This window comes from Streptococcus mitis SK564, from assembly GCF_000148525.1.
GTDB lineage: Bacteria > Bacillota > Bacilli > Lactobacillales > Streptococcaceae > Streptococcus > Streptococcus mitis_H.
In genome coordinates, this window is sequence record NZ_AEDU01000011.1 from 1 (window position 1) to 17939 (window position 17939).

12 protein-coding genes are annotated in these 17939 nt (G+C 35.6%); 1 reads left to right on the plus strand and 11 read right to left on the minus strand.

The window, feature by feature from the left end; translation table 11 throughout:
• Positions 1-36: 36 nt before the first annotated feature.
• The 5 genes from SMSK564_RS06940 to SMSK564_RS06965 all read right to left on the minus strand — a co-directional run bounded on the left by SMSK564_RS06940 (position 37) and on the right by SMSK564_RS06965 (position 10774).
• A complete protein-coding gene (locus SMSK564_RS06940; RefSeq protein ID WP_000734651.1) occupies positions 37-345 on the minus strand; it encodes a hypothetical protein in 309 nt (102 codons plus the stop codon).
• A 476-nt stretch (positions 346-821) separates the two neighbouring features.
• The gene (locus tag SMSK564_RS06945) at positions 822-7391 is read right to left on the minus strand and encodes a S8 family peptidase (RefSeq protein ID WP_000750098.1); all 6570 of its coding nucleotides are present in this window, start codon (positions 7389-7391) and stop codon (positions 822-824) included.
• A gap of 783 nt (positions 7392-8174) precedes the next feature.
• Positions 8175-8960 (minus strand): ABC transporter permease, encoded by a 786-nt coding sequence (locus tag SMSK564_RS06955; RefSeq protein ID WP_000760741.1) that lies wholly within the window; start codon positions 8958-8960, stop codon positions 8175-8177.
• A 1-nt stretch (position 8961) separates the two neighbouring features.
• Positions 8962-9780 (minus strand): ABC transporter permease, encoded by an 819-nt coding sequence (locus SMSK564_RS06960; RefSeq protein WP_000240168.1) that lies wholly within the window; start codon positions 9778-9780, stop codon positions 8962-8964.
• 1 nt (position 9781) lies between these two features.
• The gene (locus SMSK564_RS06965) at positions 9782-10774 is read right to left on the minus strand and encodes an ABC transporter ATP-binding protein (RefSeq protein ID WP_001240785.1); all 993 of its coding nucleotides are present in this window, start codon (positions 10772-10774) and stop codon (positions 9782-9784) included.
• A 205-nt stretch (positions 10775-10979) separates the two neighbouring features.
• Between SMSK564_RS06965 and SMSK564_RS13645 the strand changes: the two genes are divergently transcribed.
• Positions 10980-11126: a hypothetical protein gene (locus SMSK564_RS13645; RefSeq protein WP_000693444.1), complete on the plus strand. Its 147-nt coding sequence runs from the start codon at positions 10980-10982 to the stop codon at positions 11124-11126.
• Positions 11127-11223: 97 nt separating this feature from the next.
• Here the strand turns inward: SMSK564_RS13645 and SMSK564_RS13650 are convergent, their stop codons facing one another.
• From SMSK564_RS13650 to vncR, 6 genes are all read right to left on the minus strand, one after another.
• Positions 11224-13110, minus strand: a complete 1887-nt coding sequence (locus tag SMSK564_RS13650; protein WP_000771470.1) for a hypothetical protein — start codon at positions 13108-13110, stop codon at positions 11224-11226.
• Positions 13111-13584, minus strand: a complete 474-nt coding sequence (locus tag SMSK564_RS06985; protein WP_000889685.1) for a hypothetical protein — start codon at positions 13582-13584, stop codon at positions 13111-13113. It abuts the gene before it with no gap.
• Positions 13568-14548: an ABC-three component system protein gene (locus SMSK564_RS13655; protein WP_000455481.1), complete on the minus strand. Its 981-nt coding sequence runs from the start codon at positions 14546-14548 to the stop codon at positions 13568-13570. The genes SMSK564_RS06985 and SMSK564_RS13655 overlap by 17 nt, the downstream gene beginning before the upstream one ends.
• A gap of 270 nt (positions 14549-14818) precedes the next feature.
• Complete coding sequence (locus tag SMSK564_RS06995; RefSeq protein ID WP_001018999.1) at positions 14819-15700, minus strand: class II fructose-bisphosphate aldolase; 882 nt, start codon at positions 15698-15700, stop codon at positions 14819-14821.
• A 140-nt stretch (positions 15701-15840) separates the two neighbouring features.
• The gene (gene vncS, locus SMSK564_RS07000; RefSeq protein ID WP_000831355.1) at positions 15841-17169 is read right to left on the minus strand and encodes a sensor histidine kinase VncS; all 1329 of its coding nucleotides are present in this window, start codon (positions 17167-17169) and stop codon (positions 15841-15843) included.
• Positions 17166-17822: a response regulator transcription factor VncR gene (gene vncR / locus SMSK564_RS07005; protein WP_000697954.1), complete on the minus strand. Its 657-nt coding sequence runs from the start codon at positions 17820-17822 to the stop codon at positions 17166-17168. Before vncR ends, vncS begins: the two co-directional genes overlap by 4 nt.
• Positions 17823-17939 lie beyond the last annotated feature (117 nt).

The following is a 17939-nucleotide window of genomic DNA, read 5'->3' on the forward strand; positions in this document are numbered from 1 at the left end:
GAAGCTGACGTGGTTTGAAGAGATTTTCGAAGAGTATTATTTTCCTTCTTTATCAGGAAATAGATAACCAATACCTACACAAGCTAGGACACCTGCTCCAATCACCAAGCCACTTGAAATTGGCAACAGGTCCAAAATTGCATTTGCGATGACAAAGGCAATAGTTAAACACATCAGACTAGCCTTGTAATCCTTTTTCAAAAGATTCTCTAGTGTGAAAAAGAGGAACAAACCTACCGGAATCAATGACCAGAGGTTGATATCCAAACTTGGCCAGCCAACAGAACCAAAATACAATACTGTCGCTGCTGCTACTAAAAAGACAATCCCTAATAATTTTTTCATTTTTTATCTCCAATTTCTTTTCAGAAACTTGAACCATCTGGTATCGACGCCTCACGTCCCTTACAAAAATCATTATAGCAGAGGTCAGTTTCAAGAACAAGTTCTTTTGTCTATCTGGTCTCTATATCAGTCTAAGTGGTTGAATAATAGCGATAAAATAAGGAAATAGATGAAAAACTTCCTTCCAAATAAAAAGGAATTAAGCAACCAAACGCTACTTAATTCCTTGAAATTATCTCATCACCTCTATTAGCCTTTAAATTTTGATAGACTCTATTCGCTAATCAATATTGTCAATACTAACCCTTTCAATCAATTCATTAGTTATCGAAACTAAGTCTATTAATAGATCCAAAAAAGAGTATCAATAGTAAAGTAAACTAAATAATTAAGTTATAAATAGCTATTTTTACAAAACTGTTTCATCATCATACTATCTCAGTACACAAACCATTTTTTCATCCATAGCTTTGGTCTTAATCTTGATCTTTTTTCTTCAATCCAAGAAATGCACCTACGGTAAACATTATTCCAGCAATGAATGGTGTAAAACCTTCTCTAACTGTTCCGGTTTTTGGCAATCTATCAGAATTGTTAGTATCCGATTTACTATCGATATTGGTATGTTTATTAGCTATATTCTCTGGTTCATTAAGATAAACTTCTTTCTTATTTTCAAAGTTTTTATCATTTTTATCAGGAACTGTAGCTGTAACATCCTTAGTTGAATCAGATCTTTGACTTTCATCTAATTGACTATAATTTACTTGTACAGGAACTGTAGTTTTGACATCTTTAGTTGAATCAGATTTGTGTGAATGATTTTCTCTTTGTAAATCCTCTTTTCTGTGACTTTCATCTAATTGATTATGATTTGCTTGCACCTTATCTTTCTTTTTCGATAAATCAAAAGTAGGTTTATTCTCCTCTTCCTTTTTCTCCTCTATTTTCTTGAATACAGGTTTTATAAGGGTATCTTTTGACACATTAATAACATAACCAGCATCTTTTTTGCCTTCGACACCAGAAATTTCCCAGCCATCAAATTGATATCCTTTTCCTAATTCACCCTTATAAACAGGTAAAATGAAATCTTCTTCCGACACTATCGTTGAACTCATTTCTTTTCCATTTTGAATGGTCACAGTTACCATCTGAGGTTTTAATTCGCTCACCTCTCCCGTATCTTTGTTTAAAATGAATTCTTTTACGGTCGTATTTCTTGCAAAATCTTTTACAAGAATCTTAATGTTTAGTGTCTTATCTGTTAGTTGTTTAATATCATCAAATGATTTATATTCTTTTCCATTTACATAAATATGTTTGTCTTGAATCTCACCATCGAATCCATTATTTCTTTTATCATTGATGTTAAAGACTACAGATTTGCCATCAGCATATTCAATACTAGTATTTCCTTTTGGATCAATGTTTACTTCTGGTTTAACATTATCATATAAAAATTGATAGTGTACTCCAACCGCTTTCGCATTCAAATCGCTATAGCCGGTTTGAAGATAAACATTTCCATCCATATCTGTTACCTTATCTGGGAATCCGTTTGCTTTATAGTCTTTCATTCCCCAGTCCATGATGTCACCGTCTTTAACATTAAGCTTAACGTTAAAATCTCTAGTGTTATCAATGTGTAAATCTCCGTAGATTAAATAATTATCTACAACAGATTCATTAACTCTCAACTCCCAGTTAAAACCACCCTTATCAGAAATCTTACCTCTTAAATAAAATTCTGGATTTCGTACATAAATTTTATTAGATTTAGATGGATTAAAGTAGTTCTTGTCCATTGAAAGATTTACTGGTTTTGCATCAATAAATAACGTAGAACCATCTTCTTTTATAGCTTCTACATTGGATTTATCCTCCCCAGTGTACTCTTTACCATCCTTACCAAATAATACCAGTTTAGAAGAATCTGTCACAAGATTTCCATCTTTATCGATTGCTTCCCCTTTATCATTCATTTTAAAGGTAAACACTTGATACCTTACAATATTAAAGCCGTCCAAAGCCGACATTAATACAGCTTGAGTACTTCTTCCATCTTCAACATTTCTACTGTCAGAATAAATTATTTTTTCTGAAAGGGCTCTTAGATTAGGATTGGAATTTTGTATTTTTGCTATATCTTCCTTGCTATAGACTCCATTTCCTTCTAACATATCCGTTTTTCCAGGATTATAGGTAGTCACTTTTAGTGCATAGCCTTTTCTCAGAATGATATTATCCTTTAATAGATATTGTTGTTTTTCTGAATCAGAATAGATTTTACCAGATTCCATTTCAGTTAAATTATTTGGTTTGTTCTTTGAAAGATCTCCTTCCCCTAATTCTATTATATTCCCATAACTTGATGCATAGGGATATTCTGTCTTAGTTTCCCTATTTTTTTCAGGCATTCTAATCTTCGTTTCAGCTTTTCTCTGACCATCATCTGTAACAAAGAATCTCATATCTCCTGCAAAAGCTAATCCATCCACAATATCATTAATATTAGCGTATAAATCAAATGTCATCGTTTTTGAATGGGAATCATACTTGGTCGCTTTGATTTCTATATATTTATAGGTATTTCCATAATATACCTTGGCATTTTTAGACACATTATGTATCTTTCCAAGAATTTCAAAGTGTCCATCTTTAGACGGGCTTAGAACACCATAAATTTTTGATTTGATTTCGTCAAGTTTCTCAGTTTCATATTCTAAGGCGCTACCATCGTCATAGGCAGCTATATTTCCTTTATCGTCATATCGATAATCAAGTTCTACTGTTCTTGTACCACCATTTACAAAGTCCTCTTCTTCCCTATATTTCTTTTTAATGAGTTTCTTTAGGTCTTTATTTTCAAAGTTTCTAATTGTTGAAATATTTTTATTTATTTCAAGGCTAGCTTCTCCCTCAACTGAACTTTCTTCATCTGGTTTTGAATCTTCATCCTTAGCTTGATTATTATTGGTATTTTCCTCTGGGCTCTTTGCATTTTTGAGTTTATCTTCAGAAATTTCACCAAGTTTTTGGTATTTAGATGCATCTTGATCAGGATCTACTAGATAATAGGAAATCATCCCCTTTTCATCAGCATGATCAGCAAATTTAATTCTATGAATCTTTGTGAAATTGCTAGAACCATCTAATGCAATGACTTCAATGATTTTTCCTCTTAAATCTCCTGCCCCATTAATTTCATAAATAGTATTTCCGTCTTTGTCAAGTTTTCTGTTTCTTCCTTGACCCTCACCTGCATAAGTTACTTCAAGATTTTTCTCAACCTCTCCATATTCATTAACCAGAGCGGCGCCAGCATACCAAACTTCGTTTGCAATCTCGTCAAATTTTTCAGGATGTTCTTTTTGATCTCTCGCAAATAGGGTTTCATTCTTGTATTGATCTTTTACCTTGTGATAAGTATCCTTTGTGATCAGCTTAATTTTTTCAGGATTTGAAAAATCAACCGAAACAATCTTAGGGGCTGTGTTATCAATTTTTACAGGAATATAGGAAACCTGCCATGGGTAATCCTTGGTTAATCTATATTTAAATTTATAGAAATATTGACCTTCTGCAATCGGTTCAAATTGACCTCTTATCTTAGTAGCAGGATCTTGGTTATCCTTACTTTCTGGTGCATTTTCTTCTCTACCTCTAGGGTTATAGATGAGTCCATCCCACTTCAAGTCACCCCAAACCTTTAGTTTAGAAGATTTGATTCCCTTTGCATCATTGCTTTTAGAGTTTAAAATTCCTTTAATAAAGTGTTCTCTCGAAATGACTTTTAAGTCTCTTTGATTTTCTCCCTCTTTATTTGTATTTACTATTGAAATCAATCCTTCTTCTGCACTTCTTAATACAAGTGGAGAAGGGGTTAATCCTCTTTCAAGTTGAGCCTTTTGAGGATTTCCATTTGAATCTAAAGGATAAATGTTAGCAATATTAGAACCACTTGATGATGCATTTAGCCCTTCGTTATTGAAAGCAAATAATTCTGGATTTTGATCTAGGGATGTTCTATTTTTATCTTTTCTATTTTGTATAACTCCTGCTGGATTAAATTTATCTATACCATGTTCTCCACCAATTCCCTTATTTAAGGTTCCTGGAATTTTCGGTTTACCATCATCATCATAACCTCCCATTGTTTTTGATTTTGATCCTTCTTCCCAAGCCCATTTATCAAGGATTGGTTCGTGGTTCCAATTCCCAGCAAATCCCATTAGAGGCATTGATAAAGAAGGTTGGAAGTTTATTTTCTTCCCGTTAGAGTTTAGAGCTTCCATTTCTTCCACTGACTCAAAATGAATAAATGATTCTACAAATTTATTTTTGTCTTTAGCCTCTCCAACATTTATAACCGCATTCAAATCAAAGCTAGAATTTGCGCCTATAGTGAAAGTATCATGCTCAAATGTGATATTTGCTCCTTTGATTTTTTCTGGGTGGATTTCTGGAACAATTTGCTTACCATCTGGAGATTTTTCATCTTTGTATGTTTCATCCAGTTTTAGTCTATCAGTTAGAGCATCTGTAGTTACCGCTGATGCTGAAACTTTAAAGGTCAAAGGTCTGTTTGATGTATTGTGAAGCTTAATTGTAAAGTATTTTTTATCTCCTTTTATTTCTTTAAGAGAAATAGAACCATAAGAGTTTACCAAACCTTTAGAATCTGTGTTTTTGAAAGTCGCTACAACTTCATTTCGCAAAGCATTAGCAACATTAATTAAGCCTGCTCCCTGTTGTCTAGGTGATGCAAAGTGTTGACTTTTTTCTTTCCAAGAAGTCGCATCCATCATAGGGCGTGCAGTATTTTGTAGGGCTATTTTTGTAAGACTTGTAAGGTCTATTTTGTCATCTCCCTTAAGATTTTTCAAGGCAGGTCTTTCAAGCATTTCCTTTAACTTTGGTCTAATCAAAACAGTAGAAGCTGCCACGATAGGAGTTGCCATACTAGTCCCTGACATATAACCATAAGTTGATTTCCCATTAATGACATTGAGAGTGGATTTAATATTTTTACCTGGTGCTGAGACATCAGGCTTTAAAAGTAAATCTGTTCTCGGTCCCCAAGATGTGGATCCTGCTGGAACTATGATATCTTCTTTATACAATTCTTTGTCTGTGTCAGGTGCAAACTTAAAGTCAATTTCTTTTTCGTCACCTACATTCGGTTTATTAGAATTATAGCTGGCCATATCAATTGGATAGTATTGCTCCAATTTATCTTTGAAATCTTCCTTACTATTTCTTTTAACCTCAGTTTTTTTATCAGGATTAATCATGTTCCATAGCTTTACACCATCATCTCCTGAAATTGAAAATACTTGACTTTTAGTCCCTTCGTCCGCTTCATATCCCATGGCTGGAAGCTCTGTCCAATTATCTCTATTGTAGTAATTGACAGTATTTACAACCATAATGCCACGTGCGCCCTTATCCGTTGCTCTTTTAAAAGCATCTTTTAAATCCTTGGTATAAATTCGATCCATTACTGCAATTTTGCCCTTAAGATCCAATCCTATCAAATCTTGGTCTTGACCTTTGCCTATATATACAAATTTCAATTTATCAGGAGCTTTTGAACCATCTTCATTTGTTGTGATTTTATTCTTATCGAAAAAGGCCCCTATATTTCTGTATTTAAAACTTTCTCCACCTATGTTAACTTTATCAAACTCAACTGTTTGATTTTTAGCAGAAGCAACTGCTATCGCATCTTCATGTGCTGCAGTTCGTGTTACATTTCCAGTGTCGGTCATTTTCAGATTATTATTTGCCACTAAATCCCATGAAGAACTTGAAGCAGAAGTCGCATAGTTACCCGTAGCTACAACCATTGGAATGCCTGCTTTTCTTAACGCTCTAATAGCTTCCCAATATTTCTCACCTACAAGACCTGTTCCTGTAAAGCCAGATGATACCGAAACAACATCGACATTGTGTTTGATCGAATCTTCAATAGCATGAAACATTGTTTCATCTCCTGCGAAGCCAGATCCTGCGTCAGAGTACATTTTATAAGAGAAGATCTGTGCATTAGGAGCAATTCCATCTATTCCGTTAAAGTTTTTAATATCTTTTTCAGTATCATTTCCCGCAAGAATCCCTGCAATATGCATTCCATGTGGATCAAAATAATCGCTTCCATCATCAGCTTTTTCTACAGTGATTTTACCACCATTATAATAATTGAACGCATGAGGGATTTTATCACTCAACCAGAAATTTTTATCAGTACCTTTTAAGTCTTCTTTTTTGAATCTCATTGAGCCTTTAGCATCATCATCGATTCTCATAGCATTATGCCTATAATCTGTCCCGGTATCGATATTTGAAATGACCATACCTCTACCATCAAAATTTTTACCAAATGGAGCATTGATAGATTTTAGGTAATCAATTGCCTCTTCAACTCCAATTTCCTTTCTAGCATGATTCATCATTGGCTGGACTTTTTGTGATCGTTCAACCGATGAGATACCTTCTATTAGTTTAATTTTGTCCAGATTATCTGGAGTTGTTTCTATTGCAACACCATTAAAAACCGTATCATAAGTATATAAAACTTTTGTATCCTTAAGATTGGATAATTCCTTGATTGCTTTTTCTCCAGATTCTTTATCTTTAAATTCAGCAATATAGACAAGTTTATCCTCTTTTTTGGGACTTTCTGGGTCTTTGCTTGCAGACGAGTCCACTTTATCTTCTTTGGATTGATTGGAATCTTCTTTGATTTTTTCTTCTTCATTGCTAGTTTTGTTATCTATCACAGATTCTTTACTAACAACTTCTTTTTCCTCAATAAGCGTTGTTTTCTTCTCTTCAGTATCCTTTGAAGTTTCTATAGCATTATGAATATCTTCAAGTTTTTCTTTGTTTTCTTTTTGTTTACCTACTACTACTTTTTCTTTATCAGAGATAGTTACAGCATCTTCAGAGCTAGATGTATCTGCTAGGATTACCTCGTTAGGGACATATGCTGCTAAAATAACTGCAGCTGTGGTTAATGACAATACTGTACTTTTTTTCATTTTAATTCCTTACATATTTATTTAAATTCCAATAGATAGTAAACTTTAACTTTGCTAGCCTTTGTTATAAAAAGTTTTACTAAGTATTATCTAGGAAATAGAGTAGTGCATTTATATATAATTGTTAACTCTCTGAAAATAGTATATCAATTAAAAAAATTCAAGTCAAGAAAAAATTAATGTGTGTTAATTTTATTTTTAACACATATTAAAAATATAGAGTCGAAAACTTTCGTAGTTAGCTGGGGGACATTATCAGAACATTCACACCATCAAAAATAGTAGTAATCAACTTAAAGCACTAGCAACATCACAAAGTCAAACATCATTGATGAAATATCAGCGCTATTAAACAATATAAAAAACCGCTAAGAATAAGACTTAACGGTTATCTTCTACATATCTATTTTTTCAAATCCTCAGTCGTTTATCTACCTATAACCTAGGCTTTACGAGTGCCTTGCTCTGCCAACTGATACTCAATGAAAATCAAAGAGCAAGCTAGGAAGCTAGCCGCAGGTTGCTAAAAGCACTGCTTTTAGGTTGTAGATAAGACTGACGAAGTCAGCTCAAAGCACTGCTTTGAGGTTGTGGATAGAACTGACGAAGTCAGTCACATATATACGGCAAGGCGACGTTGACGTGGTTTGAAGAGATTTTCGAAGAGTATAAGCTAAATCGGCGATTACACTTACAGTATAGCACTCTGAGAATAGATTGCAAGGAATTTTTATCTCTATTAGAAAAAGCCTGTCCTGAGACAAGGCTTTGATATTCTATTATTTACGACCCTGCACTTTCGTAGGCATCTAAGCCCCTATCCCAAAGTTTAAGGGAAATGACAAAGAAAACAAGGGAAATCAACATCAAACCTCCGATGTTAAAGATTACATCCTTGTCCTGCAAGAAATAGCTAGCAGGATAGTAGGCCGTAAAGGCAAAAGGCACGATAAAGCTAATCAACCAACGAAGAAATGAATTGTAAATCGAAATCGGATACTTAGCAAAGTCATTAAACATATAAAAAATGTAGATCATGGCGCCTGACTGTTTGGTCCAAAAAGCGATACTAGCTGTCGCAATTTTTAAAGAAGTATAAATCAAGGTCGCAAAAGGAATACAAACTAGGAAAAGCAGGAATTTTGGAAGAGTCCAATCAATGCTAGTCACTGTTGTTCCCAGTAGGATACCACCGACCAAGAGTTCACCCAAGGCATCAATCTGAAAGGTCTCAACTAGAATATGAAAGAGAGGATTGATAGGACGTGTCAGATACTTGTCAAACTCACCTTTTCTCACCAAGCGTTGCCCTAGCGCCCAGAGATTATCAAAAAAGAGATGGTCCAACCCCTTAGGAATCAAGGAAAAGCCATAGATAAAGGCGATTTCTTGAAAAGTCCAACCTTCTAGGGATGGGATGTGTTGAAAGATGACATTGAGAAACAAGAGGTTCAAGCCTTGAGTCAGAAAGACTCCTAACACGCCGACGACAAAATCGACCTTGTACTCCATGATTTGCTTGATGTATTGTCTGATAAAAATCAGATGCATGCGTTGATATTTTTTCATACTAACCTCCCTGAATGGTGATAAAGGACTGGACTCGTTTCCAAATCAACTGAGACAAGCCCACCATCACTAAGAGCCAGAAAAACTGCAAAGCGAGCGCCTGAAGAATCTGATTGGCATCGTATTTCCCAACGATAATCATGACCGGAGTGTAAATCAATGATGAAAAAGGCAGGAAGGACAGAATATCTGAAACAACCTTTGGAAAGAAAGCCAAGGGAATCAAACTTCCAGACATAAAAGCCACTATGGAAGTCTTAAGTAGGTTGGAACCCCAAAGATTTTTAAACACAAAGGCTGAAAATCCAAAGCAAATATTAAAGAAAAAGTTAATCAGATAGGCCAGCGTTAAACTAAAGAGGTAAAGGACAGTTAAACCCAACACTTCAACAACGCCTTGCCCAGATAAGATTTTCATCAAGACAATGACACTTAAAAATGGAAGGCCAACGCTGATAAAAATCAGCCACTTGGAACCAAGCTCGGTAAAGAGGTAAGAAGCCGCAAAATGCACTGGTCTCAACAAACGCATGATAATGGAACCATCCTTGACCTCCTCCCCAATCATAAAGGAGCTATCCGACCTAGTCAGAAGATTGGTCACAAAACTCATGATGATGTAGAGGGTGATATCCGCCATACTGAAGCCCTGAATCAAAGACTCTTGTGAGGAATCAAAGACAGCCTTCCAGAGATAAAAGGCCACAAAAGCACCCATGACATCGCCGATCCGATAAAGAATAAAGTTGACTCGATAGGTAATCAATTCCTGAACACCTGCATTGATAAAGGGTTTATAACGTCTCCACAATTTGACCATCTTAGAGCTCCTTTCGATAGAAGCGACGGATAATATCCTCGATATCCGTATCCACCATCTTCAAATCGCGGATTTCAAAATCAGACAGAGTTTGCTTGATAATATCCGCTGACTGGTAGCGAGAACTATCGAATTCAATGTTGAGACTATTTCCTTGTCTATCAATTGTCATATCCGAAAAGCCTTCATAGTGAGAAACTAGGTGATTTTGACCTGGTAGCAGTTCAAAAGAAAGAGTCTTCATCTTTCCAAAGGTCTCCTTGAGTTGGCTCACCGTTCCATCAAAAATCTCCTGCCCCTTGTCTATCATAAAAATCCGATCACAGAGTTGCTCAATGTCGCTCAGGTCGTGAGTGGTCAAGAGAATGGTGGTTTCTTCCTCCTGATTAATCTGGGTAATAGCACGACGAATGTTATCCTTGACCGAGACGTCCAAACCAATGGTCGGCTCATCTAAAAAGAGAACTTTGGGATTGTGAAGCAAAGAAGCTGCAATATCCGCCCGCATCCGTTGTCCCAGTGAAAGAGTTCGTACGGGATCCTTGATAAAGTCCTTCAAATCCAAGACTTCATTCAAAAAGTCCATGCGCTTATGGAAGAGCGAGTCTGGTACATCGTAAATCTCTTTCAAGACCGTGTAGGTCTCTTGCAGGGCCAAATCCCACCATAGCTGGGTGCGTTGTCCAAAGACTACGCCAATATCCTTGACATAATCTTGGCGATTGTCCTGTGGAATCTTGCCATTAATCCGACAAAAACCAGATGTCGGTTTTAAAATCCCTGTCAGCATTTTAATGGTTGTCGACTTCCCAGCACCATTGGCCCCGATAAAACCTAAAATCTGGCCCTTTGGTACCTCAAAGGTCAAATCCTTGACCGCTTCAAAGGTCTGCTTTTCAGGATGAATAAAGGAGCGCAAAGCCCCCTTCAATCCCGGTTCCTTAACTGTCTTCACAAAATTTTTCTGAAGATGTTCCACTTCTATCATTGCCATATCTATCTCCCTATCGCAAGGAATAGCAACATTGTATTTTTGACTACAAATATTCTAAATCCTTACTTTCTACACCTTCTACATTTTATTGCTACAGAAGGCTTTATACCAACCTATTATAGTCCAATAAAAACTAGAATGCAAGCGTTTGCCTAAAGTTTATGAAATTGAAAATTTTTCTCTTAAAGTGGCATTTTTATACTCAATGAAAATCAAAGAGCAAACTAGGAAGCTAGCCGTAGGTTGCTCAAAACACTGTTTTGAGGTTGTAGATGGAACTGACGAAGTCAGTAACCATACCTACGGCAAGGCGAAGCTGACGTGGTTTGAAGAGATTTTCGAAGAGTATTAGTCCAAAATTCTGGCTTAATAGTCTCCTTAAAACGCCAAAAAAACCCACCCAATGGGCAGGCTAGATATTTGACTGAAAATAAACAATCTGAAATATATTAAACACGACCATAATCATCAATCAACCCATCATGACCATCAGAAGAAAATTCTTTAACAATATAATCCAGTGAAAAATCTGATGGATAACCATTATTTACAACAATTAACTGAAAGTCATTTTTACATTCTTTTCCAAGCTGAAGAAAATAATTAATTATAGATTCATATATTTTTTCGTCTCTAAACTCTGTACTTGTCGAGGAAGCCCCTAAGTTTTTCCTAGGAGTATCAATCATCAACAATCCTAAATGGTTACCAGTTTGCACTTTTGAACAAATCATTATTGATAGGTAATATGCCATTGTTATCAGAGTCACAGCTCCTAAACTACCTAAATCACTGTATTTACGGCCCCTCACATAAGGTAAATAACTCTTTGTATCAATATAGGCTTCATATAGATTTGGAAACTCAAAAGATGATAATATAGTTGAAAATGTTTCAGACAGTTGTTTCAACTTGTCCTCTTTGGCATCCTTATATTTTTGTCGTTCAATTTGTTCTTCTATCCCTTCAACTTCTATCCTCTTTTCAGAAAGCAACATTTCCAACTTTGTAAGTTCCTCAATAAATTTCAGGCTCTCATTTAGAGATTTCTTTTCTTCATATAATTGACCGCTTTTAATTGATAGCAAACTAATTTCTGTAGCCAAGGGATTTATATATTGTCTGGTTAAACGATCTAACTTCTCTTCATCGGAGTTAATATTATCCTGTAATTTGTTTATTTCTGAGCCTACTCTAATATTTTTTTCCTTTTCTGAATCAATATAAGTGTGAAGCTCATTTTTCTTTTTTGTAAGTTTTTTTCGTTCCTTTTTCAAATCGTTAATTTCAATTACAATATCATCCATATTCTGATGACACAATAAACAACTCGCTTCTTCGTGAAGTGAAATCGGTCGTAAGCAATTTGGACAATACAAGTATTCGTATTTATTAATTGCTTTGATACCTGCTATCTGTTCATTAACTTTTTCAATATCAGAAAAATATTGATTTTCTAGTAACTGTAATTTTTGTATATACTGTTCTTGATCTGAAAATTTATTTCTTAGATTACTTAACTTTTCTTTTTGAACACTAATAAATACTACCAATTCATTGACATCATTTCCCACTTCTATTTTCAGAATATCCGATTTATATTTTTCTATTTTAGAACTAATCTCCCCTAGTTTAGAATCAATGTCAACAGATTTCGCTTGCACTGTTTCATAATCCTCTATCTCTGCCGTTTTTAGAAATTCTTTTACAGCACCATATCTAATCTCTTTTACCTTTAAGTTCTCTTTTTCAATTTTAAGACTCTGTTGCAAATCAGCTAGTAAACTATCATAGATATCTAAAATAATCTCAAATGTTGCTTTTTCTTTTCCATTATGCACCCAGTTCTGCTCATTAAGAATGTTTTCATTATCAATCTTTGTCTGTTTTAAATATGAAAATTTAAATAAATCTCTAAAACTAAAATCGTCTCCTCTAATGGTTAAATTAGTTAAATTAAGTTTCGATAACAAAAAGTATGATAATGATTTTTCATTTGAAGGAGCATCAATTTCCAAGACACGCGCCTGTGCAAATTTTTCTTTGACTCTATCGTAAGTCTGTAACAGAACAGGTTCTTTAAAAGCTGACAATGGTCTTTTAATCTTATATAGATTCTCTGATATATAAAATTCCAATTCCACATCCGTACAACTTTCTCCAATTTCAATATACGATTTATGATTCTTTTTTCCAAAAGCATAATCTATTAATTCTAGAATTGCAGTTTTTCCTGTTGAAGTTGGACCTGAAATATAATTCAATCCTTTATGAAAATGAACCTCATAATTTTTTCTAACACCTATTAATCTGAGAGTCTTTAACAATAATTTCATTCAATTACCTCGTATACAATCTAATTTACTTTGTATCATCATTTGTCCTGCTGACGTTGACTTATTTAACACGTTAGAAATTATAAAATCACAAGATTGTAGTATCTTACTCCAATCTATCCCCTTTTCACTAAATAATTCAATAATAAATTTTTCTCCTTTATCTGTAATGGCATATCTGTTATTCAAAGAGTTAAATGTAATAATATTTCTAGCTAATAAATCTGCAAGAACTGCATTATACAGTTTATAATTAGGTTTCCAATGGAAATAGGAGTACTTTATATCAAATCTTCCAACCTTTATTTCATCAGAGAGTAATTCTGGAAATTTTAGAAAAAAATCACTAATAATCAACTTTTCTTGAGTTGTATCTTTCTTGTGCTCTTTTCCTAAAATATTCAATAGTATCGCAACCCTATTTCGGGTCAAACAATATTCTTGAAAACTTATGTTCTCAATTATCTCCAGCATCTTTTCCCTCCATATACTTATCCAATACTTCTATAAAATTATCAATCCATCCTAGTTTCTTATCGTCAGCAAGTTGATGTAAGATGCCCTTCTTAGCTAATAAATTAAAATCACTTATCGGGCTTCCTAAAGTACTAGAATCTAAATCTTCGATTCTAAGATAAGTTTGATTTATTAAACCATTACCATCATTAGGATGTTTGTACAGACGATATTGGGTCTTCCAAATAGAATGTATCTTCTGTCTTAAATTATCATACTGTTTTTTCCCATTGATGTCATTTTTGCTCAAAGACTCATGTCTAGCAATTTCTGCATTATAAAAATCAACTTTGAAATCATCAACCTCGGCTATTTGTGCACTCTTCAACATTGATATAAATATAGTGTCATTGTACATTTCTGAGATTTCTTCTATCTCATCTTCTCCATATAATATTTCTTCGTAAACCCTTTTATTACTGGCTTCAATAGACATTTTAATCTGTTCTAAATCATTTCTGATATCATCATCAAATGTTGATTTATAACTACTACATTTCTTAAATTCTTTTAGTAAAAAAGCTCCATCACACAACTCTATCTTTATTTTATGTTCAGCCTTCATTTTACTTTTCCATCTTGACCACCATAATAGCTCATTTATATTTAAGCCTATTGGTACACATAAATACCAAGAAGAAATATTGGGATGCTTGGTAATCACTTTTCTAAACGATTCTCTAATTTGTTGTTTCTGTGAATCTTCAATCCCATCAATAAAAAATTTACACTGATAAATTGATGGTCTATCATCTAAGTCACCAACTAGAACATCGATGCCATCATCTCCTTGTGATACCGTAGTCTCCTTCACTAAAGGTCCAAATTCTTCTTGAAATATCTCAATACATATCTTTTCAAATTTTTCCCTTGCTCCTGGTAATGTATATTTAGCGACTAAATATTTAAAATCATATTCCATCAAATCACTCCTTAAATAATTAATCCTCAAATTAGAAATAATCAAACATAAAAAGTAGTACTATTATTTTATTCACTTCATAAATCTATATTATAACCTCAATATTTATTTGTCAATAAAAATATCATATTATCCATAACAAATGTTATATTCTAAATTTCTCTAAAATCAATAATTAGTAAATAATACTTACATAATCTCCAAATTAAATCATTGGAACACCAAAAAACCCACCCAATGGGCAGGTTTCATCTGTACTGTTCAGCTAGATTATGCTTTACCTTCTGAACCGAATACGTCGATACGTTCTTCAACTGATGCTTGGATAGCTTTTACACCATCAGCCAAGAATTTACGTGGGTCGAAGAGTTTCTTCTTGTCGTATTCTGCTTCGTTTGCTTCGTAGTCACGAGCAAATTTACGAGTTGCGTTAGCGAATGCGATTTGGCATTCAGTGTTAACGTTAACTTTGGCAACACCAAGTTTGATAGCTGCTTGGATTTGCTCATCAGGAATACCTGATCCACCGTGCAATACGATTGGGAAGCCTGGAAGAGCTTCTGTCAATTTTTGCAAGTGGTCAAGGTCAAGACCTTCCCAGTTTGCTGGGTAAGGACCGTGGATGTTACCGATACCAGCTGCCAAGAAGTCGATACCAGTTGCAACCATTGCTTTAGCGTCTTCGATTGGAGCCAATTCACCTTTACCGATGATTCCGTCTTCTTCACCACCGATAGTACCAACTTCAGCTTCTACTGAGATACCTTTAGCGTGTGCTTTTTCAACAACTTCTTTAGCCAATTTAAGGTTTTCTTCAACTGGAAGGTGTGAACCATCAAACATGATTGAAGTGTAACCAACTTCGATACACTCAAGTGCATCTTCGTAGTGACCGTGGTCAAGGTGGATAGCTACTGGTACAGTGATACCCATTGATTCAACAAGGTTAGCGATCAAGTTGCGAGCAACTTTGTAACCACCCATGTATTTAGCAGCACCCATTGAAGTTTGGATCAAAACTGGAGCTTTTTTAGCTTCTGCTGCGCGCAAGATAGCTTGAGTCCACTCAAGGTTGTTTGTGTTAAATCCACCAACTGCATAACCGTTGTCACGAGCTGCTTGGACAAATTTTTCTGCTGAAACGATTGCCATTTTATCAGGCCTCCTGTATATTTTTATGGGTCATCCCATTTACATTGTTCATTTTATCACTTTTTGATAAAAAAATCTAGTTTTTCCCGCAGTTTCGATTGAATTTCTTCTAGCTTCATCTATGTAAACCCTTTCTATTCCTAGTCTTGGGCGACTTTTGGAAAAGCTATGAAGAAAGTCAAACGATTCTCCTGCATCTCAAAACGATAAGGTAATTTTTCATGTTCTAATAGACTTTTGACCACAAAGAGCCCCATCCCAGACCCCTTGGCCTTGCGACTAGCATTGTTAGAAAAAGACTGGGCCAGTTTTTCTTGTTCTTCAGGACTACAGCTATTTTCGATAAAGAGTTCTCCTTCTCTTTCTCCAATGCGAACTAAGCCACCTGGAACAGAGTGCTTGATAGCATTGCTGATAAGGTTAGAAAGAATCAACTTCATAACTGATGGGTTTAGACAAGCCTGCTGATGTGTCAAACTATTGTCTATCTGGAGCTCTTTCTCCTTGGCTAGCAAGGCATAATCCTTAACCAGACTTTGTGTCATCTGGTGTAAGTCAATTTGTTCCCTATCATCTCGCAATTCCTGCACAGACGAGAGAGAAAGTATCTGGAGAACGTGGTGATTGAGCTCATCCACAATCCCCAAGGCAACTCCCAGATAGTGGTCTCTATCCTTATAACGCCCGACATTTTCTTTCATGTTTTCGATCAGAATTTTCAAACTAGCCAAGGGTGTTTTCAGTTCATGAGAAGCCCCTCGTAAGAATTCGACCTTCATCTTTTCCAACTGGAGAATAGCTTCATTCTTGTCATGCAAGTCCGCAATGACAGTCAAAAGATGCTGGTAAAGGCTATTGATTTGTTCCTTGAGATCACCAATCTCATCCTTAGAATCCACGCGCAATCGCACTTGGGAATCCAAATCCATCATCCGTCGGGTCACCCGCTTGATTTCCAAAATCGGGGCAACAATGGTCCGAGCATAGATGTAAGCCACCAAGAGGGAAATCAGAAAGGATGCCAGCAAGGTATAGGGAAGAAACTGGAGACTGATTTGCTCTGCTTCCTTTTGCAAATCCATGGAAGCTAGAAACTGGAGAGTCATGGTACCACCGTCCTGCGTTTTCACTTCACGCTCCTCGATAAAGATAGAGGTTGTCTGACGTTCCGTATCCAAAGGAAGACTGTCCTTGACTTCTAACTTGTCCTCGGTCATTTCTCCCTTGACTGCTCCCTTGATCTCACTGGTCTGGGAATACAGGTCTAAGACTTGCTCGATGCTCTGCCTATCCTTACCTTCTAGGGACTGAGCAATGGCTGTCGCTTTCTGGCCAATGGTTTCCTGACGATGACTCAGATAAGTCGAGGGAAAAAGAAAATAAATAGCCAAATGAAGGCAGATAACCAGAACACTAAAAATCGAGAAGGTATAGATAAATATCTTTTTAAATAAACCTGTTCGTTTCATTTTCGCTCCAATTTATAACCAACATTTCGCACAGTGAGGATACAATCCAAATCCAACTTTTTCCGCAGTTCCTTTATATAAACATCAATGACACGGTCAAAGGGAACCTCATCTGTCGCTTTCCATACGGCATCGATTATCTGAGAACGGGTCAAAGCACGTCCTTCATTTTTCACCAGATAGTCCAGAATTTCTAACTCTTTGGCATTGATAGGCACTTCCTCTCCTGCTAGGCTGGCACTGTAGCTTTCAAAGTCCACCTTGGCATCCTTGTAAGAAAAGATTCGTCCCGTGTCATAATAGCGCTTGAAAATCGCGTCCACCCTCACTTTTAAGAGGGAGAGGGAGAATGGTTTTTCCAGATAACCATCTGCTAGCGAAGCAAAGGCACTCATCTTGTATTCCTCATCTTGAAAGGCTGTTAACATCAGGACAGGAACCTGGCTGGTTTTACGAATCTCAGCTAGGACTTCTAGACCGTTGAGCTTAGGCATCTGGATATCCAGTAAAACTAAGGCTACTTCATAGCTGGAAAATTTTTCTAAGGCTTCCTGACCATCCGCCGCCTCAATAGTTTCATAGCCACAATCCGTCAAATAATCACTGACCCCCTCACGGATCATCTCTTCATCTTCTACAATTAAAATTTTCATACTTTAACTGCTCTCTATTTTTTATTTTTCTTATACTCAATGAAAATCAAAAAGCAAACTAGGAAGCTAGCCGCAGGTTGCTCAAAGCACTGCTTTGAGGTTGTAGATAGAACTGAC